General features: G+C 52.0%; 25 protein-coding genes and 1 other RNA gene. 14 read left to right on the top strand and 12 right to left on the bottom strand.

From position 1 onward, the window contains the following. Positions 1 to 6 precede the first annotated feature (6 nt). Positions 7 to 1,446: a DNA recombination protein RmuC gene (rmuC, locus tag ABFZ84_RS04560; RefSeq protein ID WP_369312746.1), complete on the bottom strand. Its 1,440-nt coding sequence runs from the start codon at positions 1,444 to 1,446 to the stop codon at positions 7 to 9. A 133-nt stretch (positions 1,447 to 1,579) separates the two neighbouring features. On the opposite strand from rmuC, the gene ABFZ84_RS04555 reads away from it, so the two are divergent. Continuing rightward, positions 1,580 to 2,779: a glycosyltransferase family 87 protein gene (locus ABFZ84_RS04555; protein ID WP_369312745.1), complete on the top strand. Its 1,200-nt coding sequence runs from the start codon at positions 1,580 to 1,582 to the stop codon at positions 2,777 to 2,779. Here ABFZ84_RS04555 and recR read toward each other — a convergent pair. The 4 genes from recR to ffs form a co-directional block, all read right to left on the bottom strand. Further along, positions 2,754 to 3,359, bottom strand: coding sequence for a recombination mediator RecR (gene recR, locus ABFZ84_RS04550; RefSeq protein ID WP_369312743.1), 606 nt, complete (start codon positions 3,357 to 3,359; stop codon positions 2,754 to 2,756). The two genes, ABFZ84_RS04555 and recR, sit on opposite strands and share 26 nt — an antisense overlap. An 18-nt stretch (positions 3,360 to 3,377) precedes the next feature. Continuing rightward, positions 3,378 to 3,698 carry a YbaB/EbfC family nucleoid-associated protein gene (locus ABFZ84_RS04545; RefSeq protein ID WP_369312742.1) on the bottom strand — a complete coding sequence of 107 codons (321 nt, stop codon included), beginning with the start codon at positions 3,696 to 3,698 and terminating at the stop codon, positions 3,378 to 3,380. After that, positions 3,698 to 5,503, bottom strand: a complete 1,806-nt coding sequence (locus ABFZ84_RS04540; protein ID WP_369312741.1) for a DNA polymerase III subunit gamma/tau — start codon at positions 5,501 to 5,503, stop codon at positions 3,698 to 3,700. Before ABFZ84_RS04540 ends, ABFZ84_RS04545 begins: the two co-directional genes overlap by 1 nt. 141 nt (positions 5,504 to 5,644) lie before the next feature. Continuing rightward, positions 5,645 to 5,744: signal recognition particle sRNA small type (gene ffs, locus ABFZ84_RS04535), an RNA gene on the bottom strand. Between the two features lie 133 nt (positions 5,745 to 5,877). On the opposite strand from ffs, the gene ABFZ84_RS04530 reads away from it, so the two are divergent. Both ABFZ84_RS04530 and nudC read left to right on the top strand, forming a co-directional pair. Then, positions 5,878 to 6,378 carry a hypothetical protein gene (locus tag ABFZ84_RS04530; protein WP_369312740.1) on the top strand — a complete coding sequence of 167 codons (501 nt, stop codon included), beginning with the start codon at positions 5,878 to 5,880 and terminating at the stop codon, positions 6,376 to 6,378. Between the two features lie 39 nt (positions 6,379 to 6,417). Beyond that, a complete protein-coding gene (gene nudC, locus ABFZ84_RS04525) occupies positions 6,418 to 7,335 on the top strand; it encodes an NAD(+) diphosphatase (RefSeq protein ID WP_369312739.1) in 918 nt (305 codons plus the stop codon). 9 nt (positions 7,336 to 7,344) lie between these two features. On the opposite strand, the gene ABFZ84_RS04520 is transcribed toward nudC, so the two are convergent. Beyond that, positions 7,345 to 8,202 carry a prephenate dehydratase gene (locus tag ABFZ84_RS04520; protein ID WP_369312738.1) on the bottom strand — a complete coding sequence of 286 codons (858 nt, stop codon included), beginning with the start codon at positions 8,200 to 8,202 and terminating at the stop codon, positions 7,345 to 7,347. A 270-nt stretch (positions 8,203 to 8,472) separates the two neighbouring features. On the opposite strand from ABFZ84_RS04520, the gene ABFZ84_RS04515 reads away from it, so the two are divergent. Continuing rightward, positions 8,473 to 9,087: a c-type cytochrome gene (locus tag ABFZ84_RS04515; protein ID WP_369312737.1), complete on the top strand. Its 615-nt coding sequence runs from the start codon at positions 8,473 to 8,475 to the stop codon at positions 9,085 to 9,087. A 43-nt stretch (positions 9,088 to 9,130) separates the two neighbouring features. On the opposite strand, the gene ABFZ84_RS04510 is transcribed toward ABFZ84_RS04515, so the two are convergent. The 3 genes from ABFZ84_RS04510 to ABFZ84_RS04500 form a co-directional block, all read right to left on the bottom strand. Further along, positions 9,131 to 9,454 (bottom strand): YbjQ family protein, encoded by a 324-nt coding sequence (locus tag ABFZ84_RS04510; RefSeq protein WP_369312736.1) that lies wholly within the window; start codon positions 9,452 to 9,454, stop codon positions 9,131 to 9,133. 97 nt (positions 9,455 to 9,551) lie between these two features. After that, entirely contained in the window at positions 9,552 to 9,995 is a 444-nt protein-coding gene (locus ABFZ84_RS04505; protein ID WP_369312735.1) for a hypothetical protein, read from the bottom strand. Between the two features lie 9 nt (positions 9,996 to 10,004). After that, positions 10,005 to 11,288 carry a hypothetical protein gene (locus ABFZ84_RS04500; RefSeq protein ID WP_369312733.1) on the bottom strand — a complete coding sequence of 428 codons (1,284 nt, stop codon included), beginning with the start codon at positions 11,286 to 11,288 and terminating at the stop codon, positions 10,005 to 10,007. A gap of 256 nt (positions 11,289 to 11,544) precedes the next feature. Here ABFZ84_RS04500 and ABFZ84_RS04495 point away from each other — a divergent pair, with 256 nt between their 5' ends. Continuing rightward, a complete protein-coding gene (locus ABFZ84_RS04495; protein WP_369312732.1) occupies positions 11,545 to 11,679 on the top strand; it encodes a hypothetical protein in 135 nt (44 codons plus the stop codon). Between the two features lie 4 nt (positions 11,680 to 11,683). Here ABFZ84_RS04495 and ABFZ84_RS04490 read toward each other — a convergent pair whose 3' ends face one another. Continuing rightward, the gene (locus ABFZ84_RS04490; protein WP_369312731.1) at positions 11,684 to 13,117 is read right to left on the bottom strand and encodes a protein adenylyltransferase SelO; all 1,434 of its coding nucleotides are present in this window, start codon (positions 13,115 to 13,117) and stop codon (positions 11,684 to 11,686) included. A gap of 116 nt (positions 13,118 to 13,233) precedes the next feature. Here ABFZ84_RS04490 and ABFZ84_RS04485 point away from each other — a divergent pair, with 116 nt between their 5' ends. Further along, a complete protein-coding gene (locus ABFZ84_RS04485; RefSeq protein WP_369312730.1) occupies positions 13,234 to 14,466 on the top strand; it encodes a threonine ammonia-lyase in 1,233 nt (410 codons plus the stop codon). Here the strand turns inward: ABFZ84_RS04485 and ABFZ84_RS04480 are convergent. Continuing rightward, complete coding sequence (locus tag ABFZ84_RS04480; protein WP_369312729.1) at positions 14,463 to 14,846, bottom strand: hypothetical protein; 384 nt, start codon at positions 14,844 to 14,846, stop codon at positions 14,463 to 14,465. The genes ABFZ84_RS04485 and ABFZ84_RS04480 overlap by 4 nt on opposite strands. A gap of 194 nt (positions 14,847 to 15,040) precedes the next feature. On the opposite strand from ABFZ84_RS04480, the gene ABFZ84_RS04475 reads away from it, so the two are divergent. Genes ABFZ84_RS04475 through ABFZ84_RS04465 form a run of 3 tightly spaced genes read left to right on the top strand, consistent with a single transcriptional unit; the run spans position 15,041 to position 17,670 of the window. Beyond that, positions 15,041 to 16,552, top strand: a complete 1,512-nt coding sequence (locus ABFZ84_RS04475) for an NfeD family protein (protein ID WP_369312728.1) — start codon at positions 15,041 to 15,043, stop codon at positions 16,550 to 16,552. A 9-nt stretch (positions 16,553 to 16,561) separates the two neighbouring features. Beyond that, on the top strand, positions 16,562 to 16,873 hold the full coding sequence (locus tag ABFZ84_RS04470; protein ID WP_369312727.1) for an NfeD family protein: 312 nt from the start codon (positions 16,562 to 16,564) through the stop codon (positions 16,871 to 16,873). Between the two features lie 44 nt (positions 16,874 to 16,917). Beyond that, positions 16,918 to 17,670 (top strand): slipin family protein, encoded by a 753-nt coding sequence (locus ABFZ84_RS04465; protein ID WP_369312726.1) that lies wholly within the window; start codon positions 16,918 to 16,920, stop codon positions 17,668 to 17,670. Between the two features lie 14 nt (positions 17,671 to 17,684). Here the strand turns inward: ABFZ84_RS04465 and ABFZ84_RS04460 are convergent, their stop codons facing one another. Then, positions 17,685 to 18,953: an adenosylmethionine--8-amino-7-oxononanoate transaminase gene (locus ABFZ84_RS04460; RefSeq protein ID WP_369312725.1), complete on the bottom strand. Its 1,269-nt coding sequence runs from the start codon at positions 18,951 to 18,953 to the stop codon at positions 17,685 to 17,687. 62 nt (positions 18,954 to 19,015) lie between these two features. On the opposite strand from ABFZ84_RS04460, the gene ABFZ84_RS04455 reads away from it, so the two are divergent. The 5 genes from ABFZ84_RS04455 (at position 19,016) to ABFZ84_RS04435 (ending at position 23,760) form a co-directional block, all read left to right on the top strand. Then, entirely contained in the window at positions 19,016 to 20,179 is a 1,164-nt protein-coding gene (locus tag ABFZ84_RS04455) for an aminotransferase class I/II-fold pyridoxal phosphate-dependent enzyme (protein ID WP_369312724.1), read from the top strand. After that, positions 20,176 to 20,859 carry a dethiobiotin synthase gene (bioD, locus tag ABFZ84_RS04450; protein ID WP_369312723.1) on the top strand — a complete coding sequence of 228 codons (684 nt, stop codon included), beginning with the start codon at positions 20,176 to 20,178 and terminating at the stop codon, positions 20,857 to 20,859. The genes ABFZ84_RS04455 and bioD overlap by 4 nt, the downstream gene beginning before the upstream one ends. Then, positions 20,856 to 21,119 carry a sulfurtransferase TusA family protein gene (locus ABFZ84_RS04445; protein WP_369312722.1) on the top strand — a complete coding sequence of 88 codons (264 nt, stop codon included), beginning with the start codon at positions 20,856 to 20,858 and terminating at the stop codon, positions 21,117 to 21,119. Before bioD ends, ABFZ84_RS04445 begins: the two co-directional genes overlap by 4 nt. Before the next feature lie 229 nt (positions 21,120 to 21,348). Further along, complete coding sequence (locus ABFZ84_RS04440; protein WP_369312721.1) at positions 21,349 to 22,656, top strand: peptidoglycan-binding protein; 1,308 nt, start codon at positions 21,349 to 21,351, stop codon at positions 22,654 to 22,656. 12 nt (positions 22,657 to 22,668) lie between these two features. After that, the gene (locus ABFZ84_RS04435; protein WP_369312720.1) at positions 22,669 to 23,760 is read left to right on the top strand and encodes a right-handed parallel beta-helix repeat-containing protein; all 1,092 of its coding nucleotides are present in this window, start codon (positions 22,669 to 22,671) and stop codon (positions 23,758 to 23,760) included. The last annotated feature ends 317 nt before the right edge of the window (positions 23,761 to 24,077 follow it).

The following is a 24,077-nucleotide window of genomic DNA, read 5'->3' as shown; positions in this document are numbered from 1 at the left end:
TTTCGATTAACGACTGCTATCATCATCCGCAAGCCGATCACCACTCGGTTTTGGGGTGGCATCACGTAATAACCTCGGGGTGCCCTCTACCGTATCTATCGGATCGATATTATTCTCAACGCCCGGCAACTCATATTCGGCAAATTTCCGCGCACGCGACAACACGCGAGATTCAAAACCACCAACCGTTGAATTATATTTGCTCAAAGCGCCAGATAGCGCCTTTCCCAACCCGCTAAGGTTTGTGCTCATGACACGCAGGCTATCATAGAGATCCTTTGCCATGGCGGCCACGGCTTGTGCATTTTCAGTCATCTTTTCTTGACGCCAATTCAAGGCAGCCGATTTAAGCATTGCAATCAATATTGTTGGTGACGCGATTAGAATTTTCCGGTCAAACGCATCTTGATAAAGCTGTGGCCGGGCTTCTAGCGCGGCGGAGAAATAATTCTCGCCCGGCACGAACATCACAACATAATCAAGCGAGTCACGTAACGATGCTGCATATTCCTTGGCCGATAAGCCCTTTACGTGCTTCCATATATCATCCGCATGCCGCGCAAGATGCGTTGCCCGCGCTTCGTCAGTCTCGGCTTCAACCGCATCAAGATAAGCCCCCAATGACACCTTTGAATCGACAGCCACCACACGACCGCCGGGCAGGCGCACAACCATATCCGGTTGTTTGCGTCGTTGTTCCTGGTCGTCATGGGAGGCCTGTTCGACAAAATCCACATAGGCTGTCATGCCCGCGATTTCGACCACATTCCGTAGCTGTTCTTCGCCCCAGCGACCGCGTGTCTTGGGTCCTGCCCGTAAAGCCGTCGCAAGTTTCTGCGCTTCCGCACGAACATCTTGCGTCGATTTCGCTAGTTCGCCAATTTGACTCGTCAGTGCACCGCGTGATTTTTGTTGCTCGGCCCGCATTTCTGCAAGACCTGTTTCATATCGCGTAAGCGTCTCGCTGACGGGTTTTAACAAATCATCAAGTGCTTTTCGGCGTTTCTCACCTTCGTTTTGCGCATTCTCGCTATAACGCTGGAAAGTCTCGCCCGCCCGCTTCAGGAACGTTTCGTTCGCCCCTTCAAGCAGTTGCGCAGTCGTCGTTTTAAATTCGGTTTCCATGCGGGTTTTCAATTCCGCAAGGGCGCGTTCGCGTTCTTCTAGTTTTACCTGATTGGCTGATGCTTCGTTCTGTAATCGCTCGCGCACAGTTCGCTCAACGGATAACTCCTGCCGGAGCCCTTCAGCCGAATTTGCTTGTTCGCTAGCGGCAGCAAGGTCAATTCGAGCGCGCTCTAACTCACCGCGTAATTGGCCGGACCGGCTATTGGCTTTTGTATTTGCGCGGATAAAAAACACCACCCCGATCAAAAGAAACAAAACCAGCCAAAAAGCTGGTGCGTCAGGCGGCAATCCCGCTCGATTAAGCGTTTCATATATCATGGCCTGAAACTAGGCCGATTCGGCCATGCCTCTTGCACTCTTAATCCCCAATGACAAGGCCCCAACGACAAAGCATTGCGCCAGATTTCAGCTAATCAATCCTTTGTTTAAGCGTTAACTCTATAATTGGCCCATGGATGCAAGCCTGACCAGATCACCGAGCGCGGATATTCGCCTGACCGCACGTCACGCCAAAATTGGTGCGGGCGTCATCGCGCTTTCTATGGCCGCTGTTTTTGTTTTCCAACTCTTATTATCCAGCAATTATGTGACGCCTTCGGGCACGCCGGTGGGGGGCGATTTCGTCGCGTTCTGGACGGCAGCCAAAGCCATGGTGGCGGGTGAAAGCGCGGCGATCTACGATCCGACGATATTCCATGGCTGGCTCGACAAGGTTGGGCCCCCGCAAGATCAATGGGGGTTAAGCTGGCAATATCCGCCAACCTATTTTTTCGCCATCGGCTTTTTGGCGTTATTACCCTATGGCCTCGGTTATGCTATTTGGACCGGCGGAAGCTTTGCGTTGTTCGCCGGGGCAGCCAGAAAATCTGGCGTCAGCCACTGGCCCTTATTATTCGTGCTCATCTCACCCGTTGCTTTTCAGGCCGCTATTACCGGACAAAATGGGTTTCTGACGGCCACGTTGCTTTTAGGGGCAACATGCGCACCCGACAAACGCCCAATTTTAGCGGGTGTTTGCGCCGCGCTTTTAACGATGAAACCGCAACTGGGAATCTTGCTTCCCTTTGCCTATATGGCGGGCGGGCATTGGCGAGCGCTCTTTGCCGCAAGCATTGGTTCGCTCTCCCTCGCTATTGGCAGTATACTGATATTTGGAATTAGCCCGTGGATAGCTTTTTTTGACAGCATCATCAACGCAAGCGCGAGTGTAAGCTCTGGTGAAATGCCGCTGTTCAAAATGCCGACAGTCTATGCTTTCTTTGCGCTTCTGGGTGTACCAAAAATTGTGGCCGTCGGCGTTTATGCCGTCGGTGCAATCGCAGCAACCACCGCAACAATCACAACCTGGCGCACGCATGAAAGCCAAGCACTAAAAATGGCGGTAGTTTGTTGTGGGGCCTTTTTTGTGACCCCATATGCCTATTACTACGAACTAATCATCGTCGCCGTTCCCTTGGCATTACTCACCCTTAGCGCACAGCAAAAGGGCTGGTATCGGTTTGATCATATATTATTGGCTGGGGCGTTTTTGCTGCCGATGCTGTTGCCCGGTGATGCGCGTCAGTTGGGCTTAAACTATTGTTTTATTCTTATTGCTTTCGTCGCGTTTTTTATCTTAAGGCGGATTAAAACGGACGGCGCGAGCGCATAGCCGCCGCGAGCGTTCCCTCATCAAGGTAATCAAGTTCACCCCCGACCGGCACACCCTGACTCAGGCGTGTAACGGTAACGGTTCCGTTTTCAAGGTGCTCGGTCAAATAATGTGCTGTGGTCTGACCATCGACGGTACTTGGCAAGGCGAGCACCACTTCGGTAATTGCTCCGCCTGTGACACGGGCGATGAGCGCCCCCATATTGAGATCATCAGGACCAACCCCGTCTAGCGGTGATAGTAACCCACCCAGAACATGGTAGCGCCCTTTGTGTGCACCCGCGCGTTCAAGCGCCCACAGGTCAGCCACGTCCTGTACCACACACAGAACAGTATTGTCGCGATCAATATCGGCACATACTGCACACGGATCAATCGAGTCCCAATTCCCGCATACACTGCAAGCTTTGACTTTGTTGGCCGCATCATCGAGCGCAAAAGCAAGCGGCCGCATGACCGGCTCACGCTTTTTCAAAAGATAAAGCGCCGCCCGCTTGGCCGAGCGTGGCCCAAACCCCGGCATTTTTGCCAGAAGGTCAATGAGGCGCTGTAGTTCAGGACCAATGGGGGATGCGGGCATAACGCAACAACAACTCGTCTAAAACGGCAGCTTCATGCCGGGTGGGATCGGCATGCCGGCTGTCATTTTTTTCATGTGTTCCGCTGACTCGGTTTCAAGTTTCGATTTTGCATCATTGATTGCAGCGGCGATCAGATCTTCGAGGATTTCTGTGTCGTCCTCTTTCATCAATGACCGTTCGATGGCGACGGCTTTTGCATAGCCCTTGCCATTCAGAACGACCTTCACCATCCCAGCGCCCGCTTCACCGGTCGCTTCGAGATCTGCAATTTGTTCCTGCATCTCTTGCATTTTGGCCTGCATCTTGCCGGCCTGTTTCATCAATTCACCAATATCCATTACGCTTTTCCTGTTTCCTGTCTTTGCTTTCCTGCATTCGCGGACATCGCAGCAGCGACCTCATCCTCATCGGGGTCCACCGGCGCGTCTTCGTCGTCATCAGGCACCGGAGCAATCGCCGCCTCGACATCACGAATGGACGTAACCTCCGCACCCGGAAAAAGTTCCATGGCGTGCATCACCATCGGATGCTCCATCACTTCGCGTTCGCGCGCGCCGCGCACGGTCTCCTCGCCCTGAGCCTCGTTCGTAACCGAGATCACCCACTGGTTTTTGGTCCATTCTTTTAACCGCAGGGCCAAACGGTTGGCCAAATCTGGCGGCGAGTCATCATGTAGGCGCAATTCAATTCGCCCCGCAGCAAACGAGACTATATGCACATAGGATTCAAGCTCGACCCGCAAAACCGCATCACGTTTTTCACGCGCCAGTTGAATGACGTCTTTAAACGTTCTGACTTGCGGCACCACAATTTTGGGCGTCCGCGTCGGGTGGAGATCATAAACTTGCGCAGATTGTTGCGCCGCTTGTGGCGCATTTCCCGCGCCACCCGCGGGGCCCGTCGCACCGACAGCCCCACGTAAACTATTTTTTTTTAAGGCCCTTAGGGCTTCATCAGGGGTCGGCAGGTCCGCCGCAAAGGCCAGCCGGATCAAACCCATTTCCGCAGATGCCGCTGCATCAGGCGCGATTTGAGTCTCGCCGAGGCCCTTCATCAACAATGACCAAGCACGGGTTAACGCGTTCATTTCAAGTGCGTCAGCCATAGTTTTCGCGCGCTCGGCATCGGCCTCGCCAGCCGGACCGTGTGCGGCCGCTGCGGGCCCGGCGGCTTTGATCCGTGTGAGCAAATGAGTGAGGTCTAATAGATCACGCAAAATCGCCGTTGGCTCGGCGCCCGCATCATATTGCGAACGGAAATTTTCAAGCGCTGATTTTGTGTCACCTTTAAAACACGCATCAAGCAATGCCCAAACCGAACCGCGATCCGCAAGACCGAGCATATCCCGGATCATTTCCGCACTTACAATATCTTCGTTTTTTTGCGCCGTGTGCTGAACAATAGCTTGATCAAGAATCGAAAGACCATCGCGAACCGACCCTTCGGCCGCACGAGCAATCATCCATAAGCCATCGCGTTCAATGGTGACGTTTTCTTTCTCGGCGATTGACCCGAGGTGGTCCGTTAACACTTCTGGTTCAATGCGGCGCAGGTCAAAACGCTGACACCGCGACAACACCGTGACCGGCAGCTTACGGATTTCAGTTGTCGCAAAGATGAACTTCACATGGGCTGGTGGTTCTTCGAGGGTTTTTAACAGCGCATTAAATGCTGCCGTCGAGAGCATGTGCACTTCGTCGATGATGTAAACTTTGTAGCGCGCCTCGACCGGCGCATATCGCACCCCTTCGATCAATTCACGGATATCACCGACGCCCGTTCGTGATGCAGCGTCCATCTCTAATACGTCTGGATGCCGGCTCTCCGCGATGGCTTTGCAATGACGCCCTTCGACGGGCATGTCGATTTGCGGGCCATTATCGGCACCGTCGGGACCAACGTAATTAAGGGCCCGCGCAAGAATACGCGCCGTGGTGGTTTTACCGACCCCCCGCACACCGGTCAGAATATAAGCATGGGCGATCCGATCGGACGCAAATGCATTGCGCAAGGTTTTGACCATCGACCCGTGGCCGATCAGGTCATCAAAATTCTGCGGACGGTATTTCCGTGCCAACACCTGATAGGCGGCGGCTTTGGACTTTTCCTTAGCCGTTTCCGGCGATGTATCCGATTCCGTCATGAAACTCCGACCAATACCCCCAATAGGCATAGCATTAATATGCCGGGCTCGTCAGTTGGCTCAACCACCCATTTTACCCAAAATACCGCACAATCAGGCTACCTGCGGGTTCACAGTGCACTCCAAGCCAATTTGCAGGGTAAAAGTGGAAGACTGAACGACCCGTGCCAAAAACTCGTTGCGGCTGCTTCCTTCCGGATCTGACCGGGTTGGCGAGAAGCACGTCCGCCAGCCTTCCATGGCGGAATATCTGCGCTCGGCTTCGTGATTGCAAGTGGGGGAGTTGTGTTGTCGCAGTTTTTTGGACCCGTGCTAGGCTTTTGGGGATAACTTTTGAAATTGGCCCATGCCATATCAACCAAGAGGGGCAAACCATGACCCAAGCGAAATCAAAAATAGAAACCACAATCCTTTGGGGCGGGGCATTGTTTATTTCTGCTATTTTTCTGGACTCGCTTCGGTTCAAATTCGCTGGTCACCCTACGCCTGAGCATATTTTTACAACCTTGCGGGAATGGTCCGGAATTGGGCTGTTTTTCCCAGCTGGGCCATGGATCATCGGTTTGGGCGAGTTAGCAGCTTCGATCCTGCTTATTGGGTTACCGGTCATATTCTTACTGACGAACAAGAAAGACTTGATTGGGCTGTCGCAATTTCTCGGCGCAGTGGCCGCATTCGGCATTATGAGCGGCGCTATTCTTTTTCACCTTTTCACGCCCTTAGGGATCCAAACCCCAGTAGAATGGGATGCCGGTTCGCCGACGAAATACTCCGCAGCGTTATTCTATTCCGCCTGTGCGAGTTGGGTTTTTGCGGTTTTAATTATGATTTTCCGCCGTTCAAATGTCGAAGAATTTATGCGCAGCAGCGCATAAAGCTTGCGCCCATCCAGTGGCTGCCGCAGAAACCCAACCATGAAAATTGGCGCAAATCCGAACTGGTTCGCAAATAACCCGCTACTGCGGCTAAACAATGAAAAAGACAGCACAGCGTTCATTCGCGCGCGGCTTGCCGATCCCGACAGTTTGATGATCCCGCTTTGGCAGGGTGATCCTCTTGTAATCGATGGCAAAAAAGCTGGTTTCCTTTCCACGGCCGCCCGCAGCGAATTCCCCCAAGGCGCGACGACGGTCTTTCTCGGCCTTAAAAATGACCGCGCTTATTTTGGGATTGATGCATCCGCCACAAGCCAAGCACCCGAGACCGCAGCCTTTGCAGATATCGGAGAATATATGTCGCTGCGTATGGCCGCGAGCGAGCTAAACCGCGATGATTTAGCCGTTATTGGCCACGCACGATGGTTGATCGAATGGCGGCGTACCCATCAATTTTGTTCGGCATGCGGGCACGAAACCGACCTACAGCTCGGTGGTGCAAAAAGTCAGTGTCCGAATTGCGAAGCTATTCATTTTCCGCGGTCGAACCCCGTCGCCATCGTTCTGGCAACGCATAAAGACGCATGCCTGTTGGGCCGCGGTCCCAGTTGGCCACCGGGTTTTTTATCGGCGCTTGCTGGATTCATCGAGGCTGGCGAGACCCCCGAAGAAGCAGCTAAGCGAGAACTATTTGAAGAAGCCGGGATCATGCTAACAGATGTTCGGTATCAGTTTTCTCAACCTTGGCCTTTTCCGGCATCTATGATGATGGGTTTTATCGCCGATGCTGAGGATCGCGATCTAAATTTGGACACTGATGAAATCGAGGAAGCCCGTTGGGTCGCCAAAAGTGATATCCGATTACTGCTCGACAAAGACGAAAACGCCCCAGAGGGTATTTTCGTCCCGCCACGTTTTACGATCGCACGGCAATTATTAGAAATTTGGGCTCGCTAATCACGACCTTTAAAGCGTGCGTTCGCGACCAACCTTATAGACCCCAAGAATATTGAGTGAAGAAGAGAAAAAGCTCAGTTCTTCAAGCGCGAGCCGCACAGGATCGTGGCTAGGGTGCCCCTCAATATCTGCGTAGAACATTGTCGCGCTGAACGAACCTTCAAGCTGATAACTTTCAAGCTTTGTCATGTTCACGCCATTCGTTGCAAAACCACCAAGCGCCTTGTAAAGCGCCGCCGGAATATTGCGAACTTGGAAGATAAAGCTCGTGACGACTGGTCCGTCGTCAGGCCCAGCATCTTGTGGCTCACTCGCCATTTCAAGAAAGCGAGTAGTGTTATGGTTTGCGTCTTGAATATTGTGCGCGAGAATTTCAAGGCCATAAAGTTTGGCAGCTTGTTCAGATGCAATAACCGCTTCGTCTAAATGATCAGACTCGGCCAATCGACGAGCAGCACCGGCTGTATCGCCTGCGGTTTCAGGGCGGATATTGTTTGCCTGTAAAAAATCACGAACTTGCGCCAATGCCACTGGGTGCGAACGCGCCACTTTGATGTCTTCGAGTTTTGCCCCGGGCTTGACCATCAGATTATGCTCGACCGGCAAAAAATGTTCGGCGATAATATGAAGCCCCGCGCGCGGCAGAAGGTGGTGGATATCAGCCACCCGGCCAGCCAGTGAATTCTCGATTGGCAACATCGCCCGCTCAGCCCGCCCATCAGTGACAGCGGCCACAGCTTCGTCAAAAGTCCCACAAGCGAAAGGCGTAAAGTCCGGCGCATATGCCTTGCAAGCCTGTTCAGAAAACGCACCTGGCTCGCCTTGATAGGAAATCAACTTTACTGAAGAATCTGTCTTGTCACTCATGGAATCTGTATCCTTTTCACCCGATACGCGCCCCCTGGCACACATTCAGGGTCGTCGGGCTTATGCCCAAGGATTTGCGGGGATGCAATTGGGCCAATTCCACTGGGGGGTCGGCAATACTGCCCCCGCGTGAAAAGGCCGCGCCACGACACCCATCCGCAGGATTGCACTAGATCAAGAAGACCGGTACGAACCCTTCGACTTTTACCTGCATGACGCCCCTTGTGGGCGCGCGAAATGCACCATCTAAGAGATTATCGGGACCGTTCCATGAAAGACCCTCTCTTCGGCAATAAGATTGCGGCGGCTGTTTTGGCCGCTCTTCTCCTGATTTTTGGCCTTCCACAGCTGACAGCAGCGCTTTTTGGCGGTGGTCATCACGGTGGTGGCGACGAGCTTCACTTGGCCTATGGCGGCGATATTGAGCTGGAAACCAGCGCGCCAGCAGAAGAAAAGCCACAAGTTAGCCTTGGAGAATTATTGGCAAACGCCAGCGCGGCAGGTGGCGAACGCCGTTCAGCCCTTTGCAAATCATGTCACACCTTTGAAGAAGGTGGAGCAAACAGCACAGGGCCTAATCTTTGGGATATCGTCAATCGCCCGGTCGCAAGCCACGCAGGATTTAGCTACACTAGCGCCCTTCAAGAAGCTGGCGGCGAGTGGACCTATGAGCGCCTCGATGCGTATTTGAAAAATTCTCAGGAATACATTCCCGGCACAGCCATGGTTCAGCGCTTCCCACGGGATGAACAGCGCGCCGATATTTTGGCTTATCTTGGATCACTGTCAGCTAATCCGGTGCCTTTTCCCGCTGCACCAGCAGCAGATGAAACTGCCGACGAAGCTGAAGCTGAAGAAACGCCTTCTGACAGCGAAGCGCACTAATTCAGCCACATCGATTTCTTAAAATTACGATTTAGGGTGACACTCAACGGAGTGTCACCGCAGTGCCATTGCACGACACTAAAAGCATTGCCCCCTTTTGGGTATCGACGGCCTCATAGTCTATGTCGATACCAACAACGGCGTCTGCGCCCAGCTGTTTGGCTTCTTCTTCCATGTCGCGCATCGCGTGGTCGCGCGCTTCACGCAACGCCTTTTGGTACCCCTTAGAGCGGCCACCCAAAATATCAGTGATACCCGCGAATAGATCACGAAAAATATTCACACCCAAAATCGCCTCGCCGGCCACCACACCAACACTGGTTGAAATCTCGCGGCCCGGAACCCCGTCGGTAGTCGTTATGATCATGCATATCTCCCATTATTTCTAAAAAGATATGGCGCGACGCTCGCCCCGCTTCAAGCGAGCGCAAACAAACCTACGATGATCGGTGCGAAGAACGCGACTAAAAGAAACCAAACCGCTTCTTTTTTTTGTATTTTTTGAAAACAGCCTTGCCCTCGTCCGATGCAAGATAAGCACTATAATCAATATCTGGACGCTCAACCCGCAAAGCCGTCGCACGGAGCCCACGGATCAAATCATCGCCCGATGCAGAGAATGCTGTAGCCGCCACAAAGTCTTCGGCCTCTGACGGCATGTTGCTCGGCTTATGGCTCATACGTTTTTTCTTCCCACCAAACTTTTTTTCTTTATGGGCCAAGTTTTCGCGCAGGGCAGAGAACGCAGCATCAGCCGGCGCACTAAAATTTTCGGGGAGGAAATTCTCGTCCGTCGCAGCATAATCGCTACGGCTGGGAACGAGGATATTATCAACCCCGCGCCCCGTTAGTTGGCGCGTTGTAGAGCCAGAAAAGCCCGACCAAATCTGTTTTAATCTGTCACTCATAACCCGCTCCTAAAGATCCGGCTTTTCGCGTTTCCATTCCAGCCCGCCATTACGTGTGATCACCGCCACATCGATAGGGCCGCCGACAGTCTCGACCGAGTGCATCACTTTTTGCTGGAATGAATTGAGTTTAATCAACGACGCCGCAGTTTCACCAAGCTCTTTTTTCGGCAATGAATTGATGGCGCGCAATATTGGCCGCGTGTGAACCGCATACTGATAATTATCAATCGAACGGAAAAATTCGTTCAAAGCAACGCCAAGGTTATTCTCGCTGTAGTCACGGAAAATTGCGTTGCGTTGCGCATCCGATAAATTCGGCGTGCGACCGACGATATCAGACACCAGCCCCATCGAAAGCTTTAACGATTCCGAATACACAAACATCCGTAAATATTGATCCATCCCGGTTAGGAATGTTCGGATCATCCGGTCTTGTGCAAATGGCTGAAACACCGGTCCAGAATCAGCGCCAATGTCTGCCTGACGGTCACGTTTACGTTTCAAAATCCCGAGAATGACGCTCGACGCGAGATAAGAACGCATGGACGGAAATTTCTCACGGGAACCAAAGCCCGCAAAAACAACACCCGTATAATGCTCAAAGAACGCATCTTTTACCACGGCCTGAACTGCAATCTCTCGCAAACGGCTGCGCGTATCTTCCGAGATCGCGAGACCCGGATACTCATTCTTTAATGACACTTGCAGGCTACCGATAAGCTGATCAATCTCATTACCATACCGCCGCCGGATCTGCTCGCTCATCCCCTTTGGAAAGCACGGCAGGTCGCCGCGCGGGCTATCGTCCGGACAGCGCATATAGTCTGTGTGCAGCTGACCCACCACGAATTCAAAAATCGCGGAAATATGATCACGCACATTACCTTGACGTGATTGGGAAAATTGCTGAACTTGATGATCGAACTCTTCGGCGAGCACAGTAAAGACAACGGCAACAACTTTAAAGAATTCTGTGTCCTGATGTTCCGCCGGAAAAAGGTCAGGATTCCCTGAAAGGAATTCCATAAAATCTTCGGCATACGCCGCAACGGTATCGAGCGAGCGCCCGCTGGCCTGTTCTCGATATAGCGAGATCACCGTCTCCCACGGCGTCGACATGATCTCAGCGTTATTATAAATCATCACAGCAACCGGCTGATTATCCACCAGCGGGAAGACCTTATCGACCGATTGATAGGTTTTTAGATAGCGGTCACCAGAAATGGTAACGGCGCTATCGGCCGCCATTGCCACCGCCTGGCGGTTCATTAACACGACTTCGGATGTCATCGACCCCTCACGACTTCCCCTGACAACCCCTCGCCCACCATCCTCCCCAACTATGGGATGGCGCGGGGGCCCGTGATCAGATGTTAACGATAAAAATTGCAATTGGAAACAAGACAACCAACCGGATTAAGGGCCAGACCGCGAAAATCCGCCATTTTTGAGGTTACCAGCCGTTAGCCAACAACCCAAAAAAATTGGCCAAAATTTTCATAAACTTGACCGAGACTATGCGTAATCGAGAAGGGAGAGCTTGATTATGACATTTATAGCGTTTGAGACTATTAGCTTAGTCGAATGGGTTATCATGGGATTTATCGTAACAAACACAGCGATTGCGGGCCTTTGCGTCCTTGAGCGAAGCGTTCGGCGCTTGGAAAACCGCAAGAAATAACCGGTCATCCATAGCGCGAGGCGTCGAATTCATAGGCCGCACGCATTTCCTGTATTTTCGCGATTTTCTGCTCGAAGCGGGACCAATCATCGCCCTCCGAAATGGGGGCCCAAACTGCCTCAACTTCATCAATCAACATGGTTGTTGGCGATCCTGAAAAATATTCATGGTCAAGCCGTTCCGGCCGGTCTGGCTGGTAGCTTGTTAGCGCAATGCCGAGATCTTTGAATTTGTCTTGCACGTAAAGTTCAGCGATGGGGCTACGCTCTGCGCGCTTACGCGATGCCGCGCCACAAAACCAGTCAAAGAAAACCTGCTCATAAGGCGCGCCGGTTTCGTTTAACCAACGCAATAAATTCGCGACAAACCCAAAATCATCACCATCAGATCGCTGAATGCCAAGGCGCATAAAAAATGCATCAGCCATCGCTGTTTCATAATGTGGTGGATAGGTTTGCAGTGCGTCGTTTAAGGCATCAATATCAGTTACGCGCGACAGCGCACCGCCCAACTGGGCAAGATTCCACGCGCATGCTTCCGCTTGTCGACCAAACGAGTATAGGCCCGTTTGATCAAAATAAGCAGCGGTAAAATTCGGATCAGCGGTCGGCGCAAAACGCCATGGGCCATAGTCAAAACTTTCGCCCGTGATATTCATATTGTCCGTATTCAGAACGCCATGAACAAAGCCTGCTGCCATCCATTGCGCGGCAGTTTTTGCGGTTCGTTCGATAACTTTTTTGAAAAATTCGACAACCCGAGTATCCCCCTCAAACTGCGCCAATTCTGGGTAAAAATGGCTAACTGAATAATCCACAAGCGCCCGCACGGCGGCATGGTTTTCTTCATAGGCCAATCGTTGAAACGCGCCGAACCGCACATGGGAATGCGACAGCCGAACGAGCACCGCTGAACGGGTGGGCGACGGTTCATCATTGCGCGCCAGCTGTTCACCAGTCTCAATCAGGCTGAATGTTTTTGACGTATAGACACCGAGGGCCTCAAGCATTTCGGTCGCCAGAACCTCTCTGACACCACCTTTAAGTGTTAAACGCCCATCGCCAGAACGCGAATAGGGGGTTTGCCCCGACCCCTTTGTCCCTAGATCTAGCAACCGGTTTTGATGGTCGCGTAACTGCGCAAACAAAAAGCCGCGACCGTCGCCTATATCGGGATTATAGGACCGAAATTGATGGCCATGATACCGGATTGCAACAGGCTGCATTTGGTTTTTGGGTAACGGGTCAAAGCGACCGAAATGGCGGAGCCAATCAGCCTCACTCAACTCGCCTAGACCTACTGCCTCTGCCCATCTTTGGTTGCGATAGCGCAAATTGAGTTCTGGGAAGTCCGCTGGGGCGACCAGGTCGTAAAATGGTGCACCCTTTTCATCGCCAAGACGGACAAAAACGGGATCAGGATGATAATTTTCAGCCAAAAAACTAGACCTCTGTGAACATATGCGCCAAATGGGCAGGGTTGCTGCGCTGCGAAACTGTCAGGGCTGTAACTCCCTTTAACCTTGAATACGGCCCTTTAGATACGGATAGAACAATGAAACCGCAAATATTGCCTGTCGCCCCTCCTACCGCCGATGACGTACGTGCCGCTGCACCACGCATCGCAGGACGGATTACGCGCACGCCAATTATTCACGCGGAAAAACTGTCCGCCATGACCGGCGCGGACATTTGGTTAAAGCTCGAAAACCTACAATATACCGGCGCGTTCAAGGAGCGCGGTGCCCTAAACAAACTTTTATTACTGTCGGACGAAGAACGCACACGCGGTGTCATCGCCGCGTCAGCGGGCAACCACGCCCAAGGTTTAGCGCGCCACGCACGAGCATTGGGCATTCCCGCAACCATCGTGATGCCCATCACCACGCCCGACGTAAAAGTGCGCCAAACCCGCGAACTTGGTGCCGAGGTCGTCCTTGTGGGGAATGATTTTGACGAAGCCAAGAAAGCGGCGTCACAAATACAAACTGACCGTAGTCTTGTTTTTGTCCATCCGTTTGATGACCCCGATGTCATCGCGGGACAGGGCACAATCGCACTTGAAATGATAGAAGACGGCCCGCGGTTTGATGCGCTGATCGTGCCGATCGGTGGTGGCGGATTAATTGCTGGTATGGCACTCGCAACAAAAGATATAAACCCTGATACCGAAGTCATCGGTGTACAAACCGCCCTGTTTCCATCAATGTTAAACACACGGGATGGCGGTGATCGCCCCACCGGCGGCAACACATTAGCCGAAGGGATCGCCGTTAAAGAAGCTGGTGCCCTTACTCAGCAAATCGTCGCAGATTCCGTTGATGACATCGTCCTTGTGGACGAACGCACGCTTGAGCGATCTCTGTCTATTTTAATGAACGAACAAAAGGTCCTCGTAGAAGGCGCTGGCGCTGCGGGACTTGCCGCGATTATGGATGACCCAGCGCGGTTCGCAGGAAAAACGGTCGGCTTAGTGTTGTGCGGCGGCAATATCGATGCGCGCCTGCTTTCCATGATCCTGATGCGTGATCTCGCTCGTTCAGGGCGCCTCGCACGACTGCGCATTCAGCTACTTGATATGCCGGGTCAACTTGTACGTGTGGCAACGATCATCGCCAATCAGGATGGCAACCTGATCGATGTTGGCCACCACCGCACTTACTCCGACCTTCCCGCTAAAATGACCTGCATGGATGTTACGATTGACACCCAAGGCCGAGATCATTTGAACCGCATCATCGATAATCTGCGTAAAGAAGGTTACGAAGTTGAGATCGCAGCCTATTAAGGTAACAAATTCGATCGCCGCATGCGCATCGCAATAAACAGCGTTAGCCATGCGGGGATTTGAATACCGACCAAATTAACAAGCGCGACTTGGTCTAGGGCGAAGTCGCGTCCAACCCACATCCAAAAGTGATAGATCGCGTGTAACGCCGGCCAGATACTGGCAAAAATTAATACGTTCACCTGACGGGGGCGCACCCCCCAAAACATACCCGCTGCGCTAATCAAATAAACTAGCCCGACATCGCGTACAAAGTGCGTGTTATACGGACCAAGCATGGAAACGCCGGGCGTGTTTTCATACCAATCAAAGGGCATAATCAACATATAAAGGCTGTTGAGCACATAGATAACGGCTAATATCTGGATGATCCGTCGCATATGTTTCTCCGTGCTATTCGGCATTCTCGATCTGGAACTCAGACAGACAGGCTGAGGATTTTGGCCATTTCCACCCATTAAGAGGGTTTGCCTTGCCCGGTCAAAACTCGTGATTTTGCGCCCAAACTCAATCGTCCGTTGATTCCGCCCAATTCGCCTCTATCTTAAAGGGAGGCATCTGGAGGGGCGAGAGCATGATGGCGCACCAAATTCGGCTACAGTTTTTTGCGGGACTACTCGCGCTGAGCGCATTGATGTTTGGGTTGTCGGCTATTGCACAGCCAGCACCGGACACGAATCGTTCAGGCGTAATCCTGACCCTAAATGGTGCAGTCACGCCGCCCGTTGCCCAATATCTCGCACGCGAAATCAAAGCAGCGTCGGACAGCGGCAAAGAAATTATCATCCTCGAAATTGATACGCCCGGCGGATTGATGGACTCGATGAAAACCATCATCAAAGCCATTCTCGCATCCGACACCCCCGTTGCTACCTATGTCTCACCGCAAGGGGCGCGGTCGGCAAGTGCCGGCCTCTACATCATGTATTCCGCCCATGTTTCCGCAATGGCCCCGGCGACCAACACAGGTGCCGCGACGCCGGTCGAAGTAGGCGGTACACCGTCGAAAGATAGCCCATTTGATGAAAATGATCCCGGCATCGGTGATGACGAAAAAACCGATAGCCCTGAACAAGCGGACAATATCGACGCCAGCGAAAGCACCGACGAAACCGCAACCAATGAAGAAGCAGAAAAAATAGAGCCTGCGGACTCTGATCCGCTTTCCACCCCAAATGCGCTCCGCGCCAAGATCATCAACGACTCGGTTGCCTATATTCGAGCTTTGGCAGAAGAGCGCGACCGCAATGCCGATTGGGCCGAGAGTGCCGTACGAGATGCCGTATCTATTACTGCAAATGAAGCCTTAAAGCTTGGGGTTGTTGATATTGTCGCCGACGATATTGATGATCTCTTGACACAGATGAACGGCAAAACGGTCAAAACCGCATCCGGTGACAAAACGCTTGTTACGGAAAATGTAAAACTCGAACGGATCGTCGCAACGTTAGCCGAGCGTATTCTCAGCTTTATCGCTGATCCAAATGTAGCTGTCATTCTTATGTCATTAGCGACGACAGGCATCATCATCGAGATGTGGAATCCCGGATCAATCTTTCCAGGCGCAGTTGGCGTTACATGTCTCTTGCTCGGCTTTTATGCGTTTCAAGTCCTTCCCTATAACGGCCTTGGCTTGGCGCTTATTGGGGTCGGTGCGGTGTTTATGGCGGTCGAGGCCTATACGCCGACACTGGGCTTGATAGGGCTTGCAGGTCTCATTTTATTTGGTTTCGGATTATTCGTCGTATTCCCCGAAGGATTCCGAGTTTCCACCCCGGTTATCGCAACAATTCTCGTATGCGCAGGCGGTTTTCTTGCGTTGGTTCTTTTCGCAATCGTAGGCTCTCGCAGCCATGGCCCCATGATCGGTGGCGAAGCCATTCGCAAACGCGAGGGAGTTGTCGATGATTGGGACGGCCGCGAAGGTTGGGTCATCGTCGAAGGCGAACGCTGGCGCGCGCGATCCGATAAACCGCTTTCTCCGGGCGACAAGGTCCGCGTGGTGGAAATTGAAGGGCTGGTTTTAATCGTAAAGCAAGCAAAATCCACTGGATTCTTAAGCGGATTGCAACCCAAAGAGGCTTAATGTCCAGCCATGGAAAACTTGCATGTGCCCCCTAATCCGATGGTATTCGTTGGCATCGCCCTCCTTGCGGGTTTTGCCATTGTCGCCCTTGCAAAAATTTATGGCCTATTTTTTATGCGGTGGAAGACCCCCTTCCGGCTTGGCGATGCCATGAATGTTCAACATGCGGAAGTTGTCGAGTGGGAAAATGGCAAAGGTTTTGTTTCCGCTGGTGGTGAGCTTTGGAGCGCGAGTTCATCTGATGACCTAATACCCGGTGACGCTGTCACGGTTGCGTCCGTAAATGGGCTTAAGTTACAGGTAAAAAAGAAACCCGCCTGACGCACATTGATCTCGTGTATCGGCATTAAATAAAGGAGCGGCCTATGTTTGGCGGTATTGGATACCTTCTCCCCTTCATCGTGATCGGACTATTTCTCGCGACAAACATCATCAAAATTCTCAAAGAATATGAGAAAGGGGTTATTTTTACGCTTGGTCGTGTTGGCAACAAAGCCTCTGGCCCTGGCCTTATCATCTTGGTACCGATTATCCAGCAAATGCGTAAAGTCGATATGCGGACCTTGGTTCATGATGTACCAACACAAGACGTGATTTCTCAGGACAACGTGTCTGTTAAAGTCAATGCAGTGATCTATTATCGTGTGGTTGATTCTGTCCGCGCCGTTGTTCAGGTCGAGAATTATATGGCTGCGACCAGCCAACTCGCACAGACCACGTTGCGTTCAGTGCTGGGTAAACATGACCTCGACGAAATGCTGCAAGAACGCGACAAGCTCAACAAAGACATTCAATCAATTCTAGATCACCAAACAGAAGCCTGGGGGATCAAAGTTTCCAATGTTGAGATTAAGCACGTCGATGTTGACCCGTCGATGATCCGCGCCATTGCGCGTCAGGCCGAAGCCGAGCGCGAGCGACGGTCAAAAATCATCCTCGCTGAAGGCGAGCAACAAGCAGCAGCGAAACTATCGGAAGCGGCGACCATTCTTGCCACCTCACCCGGCGCGATGGAGCTTCGTTATTTGAACTCGCTTCAGGACATTGCCGGTGATCGCACCAACACGATCGTCTTTCCATTCTCGATGAAAGACGTAACCGATCATTTCAAAAAATAATTTGACGACTTTCATTATGGCGCGCTTAAACGGCGCGCCATTTCTATGACGCCATCGGTCAAACGCCGCAGATCTTTGGCTTCAATAGTCAATGCCGGGGTTAAATAGATCACGCGACCCAACGGGCGAACGAAAAGCCCCATGTCGATAAAATCCGCACGGGCCTTATCGACATCAAAATCCGACACCATTTCAACAGCGCCCATCGCCCCGAGAATACGTACGTCTTCAACACCCGACAAATCGGCAAGCGGAGACAGCGATGTCCGCAACTGGTTTTCAATATCCAACGCTTGCGCTATTCGCGGCTCGTTTTCAAAAAGATCAAGCGAGGCGTTGGCCGCCGCGCACCCGAGTGCATGACCACAAAAAGTGGGGCCATGCATCAATGCTTTTGTCGCATCATCATCATGAAATTCAGCATAAACCTCTTCGCTGGTAATAGTGACCGCAAGCGGTGCGACACCACCCGTGAGTGCCTTTCCCAACGTCATAATGTCGGGCGTCACCCCGGCTTTTTCACTCGCAAACATTGCGCCGGTGCGGCCAAACCCAGTGAAAATTTCGTCAAAGATCAACAACACACCATGCGCGCTGCAAATTTTCCGCATCTGCCGTAATGTACTCGGCTCATAAATTCGCATCCCCCCTGCACCTTGCAGCAATGGCTCAACAAGAATAGCAGCGATATCTTTGTGCTCAGCCAATAATTGATCGAGAGCAGACGTCGCTTCTTCATCTTTAGGCAGATCAATTACGTGCTGCGATGCTACCGCACCAGCAAACAAACTATGCATTCCCTCCTCGGGGTCGCACACCGCCATGGTCGCGAATGTATCGCCATGATACCCACCTTTGAACGAGACGAATTTGTTCCGCGACTCTCCGGTTTTATTTCGCCAATATTGCATCGCAATTTTCATCGCGACTTCCACGGCGACCGAGCCTGACTCTGTAAAGAATACCCGCGTTAGATCGCCCGGAGTCATGGCCGCTAGGCGACTCGCCAACCGATAGGGCTGTTCGTGTGCCAACCCGCCGAGCATCACATGGGGCATGACAGACAGTTGCTCACGAACTGCGCCAAGAATATGGGGATGGTTATAACCATGAGCAGACGTCCACCAACTCGCAACTCCGTCGATCAAGGTTCGACCATCACCCATATGAATGGTGACGCCATTGGTCTTCACCGCTGCTGCCGGGCGTGGAGCCGTTTTCATTTGCGAATACGGCAACCAAATGTGGTCAAGACCTTCAACAAGCCATGTGGGTTCACTCATTCGTACTTACCTTTCTATGAACGCTTGCGGTCACAGCGATCTGTGGAGTACCTACACCGGCCATGACCCAAATCAACCGCCCTGCCAATCCAGCTGAACACCGCCGCACAAAATCGATTGCGTCGTTTGCAACCGAAAAACTGGAAGCACTTGCTGCCAAAGGGTTGCGGCGGACCCTAACCCCGACCGCCCGATCCGGCCAAAGTAAGGCCCTCCGGACAGGCCGCGACCTGATTTCATTTAGCGACAATGACTATTTAGGCCTGAGCACAGATCCGCGCGTGATCGAAGCGGGGATTAGTGCCGCCAAACAATATGGTGCCGGTTCGGGGGCCTCGCGTTTGGTGACGGGGGATAACCCGCTGAATTTAGAAATCGAAACAAAACTCAGCACCATGAAAGGCACAGAAGCGGCGCTGTTATTTGGCTCAGGCTATCTTGCAAATGTAGGCACCATCCCCACCCTCGCGAGGAAAGGCGACGTCATACTTCTTGATGCCCTCGTCCATTCCTGCATCCACGCTGGGGCGCGTCTATCTGGTGCAGACATTCAAATTTTTCGGCACAATGATATAGACCACGCCCGCACGATATTGGAGCAAGTGCGCACCAACGGAAACATACTCGTCATTACAGAGACAGTTTTTTCTATGGACGGTGATAGCGCACCACTATCTGCGCTGTCCGTTCTGTGTGGCGAATTTGGCGCGTGGCTAATGACAGACGATGCCCACGGCCTCGGCGTTTTTACGCAAGAAAACCCCGCACCAATACAGATGGGAACACTTTCAAAAGCCGCTGGGGTCTATGGTGGCTATGTTTGCGGACCGAATGAATTCATTCAACTTTTACAAAACCGTGCACGTAGTTTTGTCTACACGACCGGCCTACCACCTTTTGTTTTGGGCGCGATCAACGCCTCACTCGATATTATTGCACAGGAAAAAACACTAGGCATCAAGGCAATGGAGAACGCGAAACTATTTTGTCGTATGTTAAACCTACCCCCGCCCACCAGCACCATTGTTCCGCTTATCATCGGCGAGGCTGACGCAGCGATGGCGTTCTCCGCGGCACTCGAAGAGAACGGTTTTTTGGTTACAGCCATCAGGCCCCCGACCGTTGCTGCGGGTACGGCCAGGTTACGCTTTACGTTTTCGGCTAACCATCGCCAAGAAGACATCAAGCGCCTTGTTGGCTGTATCAACGAAGCCAGAACAACATGATGCAAAATATTTTTGTTACCGCGATCGGCACCGAAATTGGCAAAACCTATGTTAGCGCCGCAACTTTATTGGCGGCTCGAAAACGCAGTTTATCTGTACACGCCTTAAAACCACTAATGAGCGGGTTTTCACCTGACGAGTATCTGCATTCTGACGCAGGAATATTGCTTACCGCTGCGGGCGAAGACATCAACGAACCGGCCTTGGCCAAAACCTGCCTTCACGCGCTCCCGCCAGCACTGGCCCCAAATGTCGCTGCACGACAAATCGGTGTCGAAATAGACGATGAGGCCCTAATCGAATTTTGCCGGGTCGGATTGGAAACCAAAGCGGACTTTCATTTGATCGAAGGGGCTGGCGGCGTCCTTTCACCGGCAACCGATACTCTGCTCCAGGTCGATCTGATTGCTACTCTCAACCTTCCGGTCATTCTCGTGGCGGCAAATTACTTGGGCGCTGTAAGCCACACATTGACCGCATTGGAATCTCTTGAACGAAGAAACATCAATGTATCTGCGATTGTTGTGTCACAACCGACCCGCGAAACTGCCCATCCAGATGGCTTGATCGCTGAATTGGCGCGACTCCACGCGGAAATTCCGGTTTTTGCTGCACCATTTGAAGCTCCGGCAACGGCACTAGGCGAAGCTGTCCTCTCAACGCTAGAGCGGCGACAATGACACAACCTGTTGATAATCCAGCAGAATTAGACGCTACCGGCTATCGCTGCCCCATGCCGGTTATCCGCATGGAAGCCGCCCTAAGGGACCTATCCCCCGGAAATTGTTTGAAAATTCGTGCTGACGATCCGCTGGCCGCAATCGATATTCCACATTTTTGCCATGAGGCCGGTCACACCGTCGTTCAGCTGACCGATGAGGGGACCAAAGATCGACCGGTTAGCGTCTTTATGGTCACGCGCGGCCCCAATTCCTTATAAATTCGGGGTCCGCCGCATAAATTTTTGATAGCGCGCCCTAAAAACGCCTTCGTGTGCCCTTTTGCTTTGATCAATGGTAAGGTTAATGTAGAGCCACGCGCCGGTCCGTGCTTTAATGGCTGGGTTGGTGAGCACATCGGGGGATGGTTCTTTTCTTTCGGTGCGCTGGTTCGGATGGATCGTGTCAAGTGACACGCGTTCGGAGAGACTGTTGAGGGGAAGCGGGGATATGAAAAGACATCCAATCATGCTGGCCGGTAAGGCCCGTCGTCTAATGGGCGGCATGGCAGCGGCATCGGTTTTGGCAATAGCAGCCATGTCACCGGCGCATGCCACTTATGATGCCGGATTAGAGGCATATAAGAACGGTCAGTATTCACAGGCGCTAGATACTTGGCGCCGGTTTGCTGTGGCCGGCGATATTCGCTCTAAAAAAATTCTGGGCGATGTCTATTCAGGCAAGCCGCTTGAATCGGCAGATTCAGCAACGGCACCGCTAGAAGCTATACCGGTCGACAATGTTCAATCATTGATGTGGTACACACTCGCGGCGTATCATGATTTCTCCGCATACCAACAACCAACAGCTCAAGAAGTAAATGCGCAGATCCTCGCGGAACAGCGCCTAACGGAAATTCGTTTCCGAATGAGCTCTGGTGATGTGAACAAAGCCGAAGGGTTGGTCGCGCAAACCTTTGAAGCCGGCAGCGCTTACGATCTTTACCGTCTCGGCGATATGTATCAAAAAGGCGCAGGTGTCGCGAAAAACAACGCGAAAGCCCTTAAGATGTACACGCTCGCTAAAGAGCGTGGCGTTGGCGAAGCGAGCGCCGCCTACGAAGTTCTTGAACGGTTGATGAACCCAAAAGAAATCAAAACCGCACTTGAAAAAGCCGCAGAATGGCAGCCGCCATTACCGCCGGAACACACCGGAAAAACGCGTCAGCAAGAAGAGCTGGAACGGCTTAAAAAAGAGCTTGAAGAAATTAGAATGGCTGACGCTCTCGAGGCAGTTTCAGACATTGATGTTGAACTCATCCAGCGGGCGCTCAACGCACTTGGACTGCGCGCGGGTACAGTGGACAACAAACTTGGACCATCATCGCGCGCGGCGATCCGCCGGTTCCAATACTCAACCGTTGCCCGCGACAACAGCATGTCCGAAGACGAAAAGCAGGCAGTGGTCACTGGCGTATTAACGCCGCGCCAGACGGTGGAACTCTTTGCAGATGCTGCGAAAGCGAACCACCCAATGTCGCAATATGTCTATGGCATCATGTTCGTTCGCGGTATTGGCGTAGAGCAAGACGGTCAGTTGGCAGCAAAATGGCTTGACTCCGCGGCTGAACAAAATCTTGCCATCGCACATTATGCGCTCGGCGTTGTTTATCGCGACGGCACAACGGGTCTAAACGAGATTACGCCGGATGAGCGTAAATCTGCCTATCACTTAGCCCGCGCATCGGCGTTGGGCTATAAGCCAGCCAATGACGCGCTACGCAGACTAAGCTTTGAATATACTCGTGATGTTCAGTAGGGGGTTGATGAGATGAGACATACAAAAATGAACCATTTCGCCCTGACATCGGCGAAATCCGTGACGGTCGCAATCGTAGCAATTGGCATGACGTTTGGTCAGGTTGGAGCACAGTCCGGCGGTACGCTTGGCGGTTTCCCTATCAACGAGCCTGGTGCTGGAAAATCGCATTCTGGCGGGGATTCTGGATCAAAATCTCGGAAAAAAGGCCCTATGCAGATCATTGTCGACGTCAATGGTCCGGGTCCTTACAAAACAATTTCCCATGCTATCAAGGATGTCGCTGAAGGCGGCGTCGTTTACGTGATGCATGGGACTTATAATGAATCGATTTCGCTCGAAAAATCAGTATTCATCCAAGGTGATCGCGGGCCTGGCTCTGGTGTTGAAATTTCTGCACCCATGAACGAGTCTTGTCTGAAATTCGCGCCAAAAGACGGAACAGCTCACGCAGTTGTTGCAAATGTGCAATTCGCAGCGAAGATCAATTCAGCGGCATCCGCGTGTATTGATATCGACCAAGGCGTTTTCACCCTCAAAGAAAGTGACGTTCTTGGTTCTGGGGTTCGCCCTGCCGTTAAAATCAATGGCGGCACCGTCATGTTAGAGAAGAACCGCATCAGCGCCGGGTCAGAAGGCGTCTCTGTGGTTCAACAGCACTCGCTGTCGCAAAGCTTCATTATTGATAACAAAATTCTGCAAAACAAAGTCGGCGTTGATATTGCGTCCGGCAGCCGCGCAGACGTTGTTATCGCGGGTAACGAAATTTTCGACAATCTCGACAGCGGTGTGAAATCATCTGGATACGGCGCAGCCAAATTAATCGGTAACAAAATCCGAAACAATAAAGGCTCAGGTATCATCCTCGACAAATACGCAAAGCTATCACTCGTTCGATATAACGAGATTGCCCAAAACAACGGTGACGGCGTTGCTGTTCCGTTTGGTGTGAACGGCGTCATCGAAGACAATGACATTGTCGGCAATGACGGCCTTTCGATCTTCATTCGTGAAGGGCTTGAGCCAAAAGTCACCAACAACTTTATTGAAAACAACGGTGGCGACAAATGCTCGAAAAAGGACCGTCGTAAAAATCGCTGCTAATGCTTTGCCACATAATAAAAAGAAAGCCCCCAATTTGGGGGCTTTTTCTTTGACTGAAAGTTATGCGCCGGAATGCGCGGATCCAAAATTGTATTTCCACCCAAAGACACCGCGGTGTTTCATCGTGATGAAATAAATAGCACTCTATGCACCCATAGAGTGGTCTATGATAGTTGCCGTCAACTGATGGTTGAGAATACCTATTTTCTCTCGTTATTGCTTTTATGGCCGATAAATATTTGTATAAGTCACAAGAACTTATAATTGGGGAAGTCCATGCGAGTCTTTACTAGTTTCATAATTGCGGTTTTGCTTTG

It is taken from the genome of Hyphococcus lacteus, assembly GCF_041058985.1.
Lineage (GTDB): Bacteria > Pseudomonadota > Alphaproteobacteria > Caulobacterales > Parvularculaceae > Hyphococcus > Hyphococcus lacteus.
The sequence above is the reverse complement of the archived record's forward strand: the minus strand, read 5'-3'. Positions and strand labels throughout refer to the sequence as shown.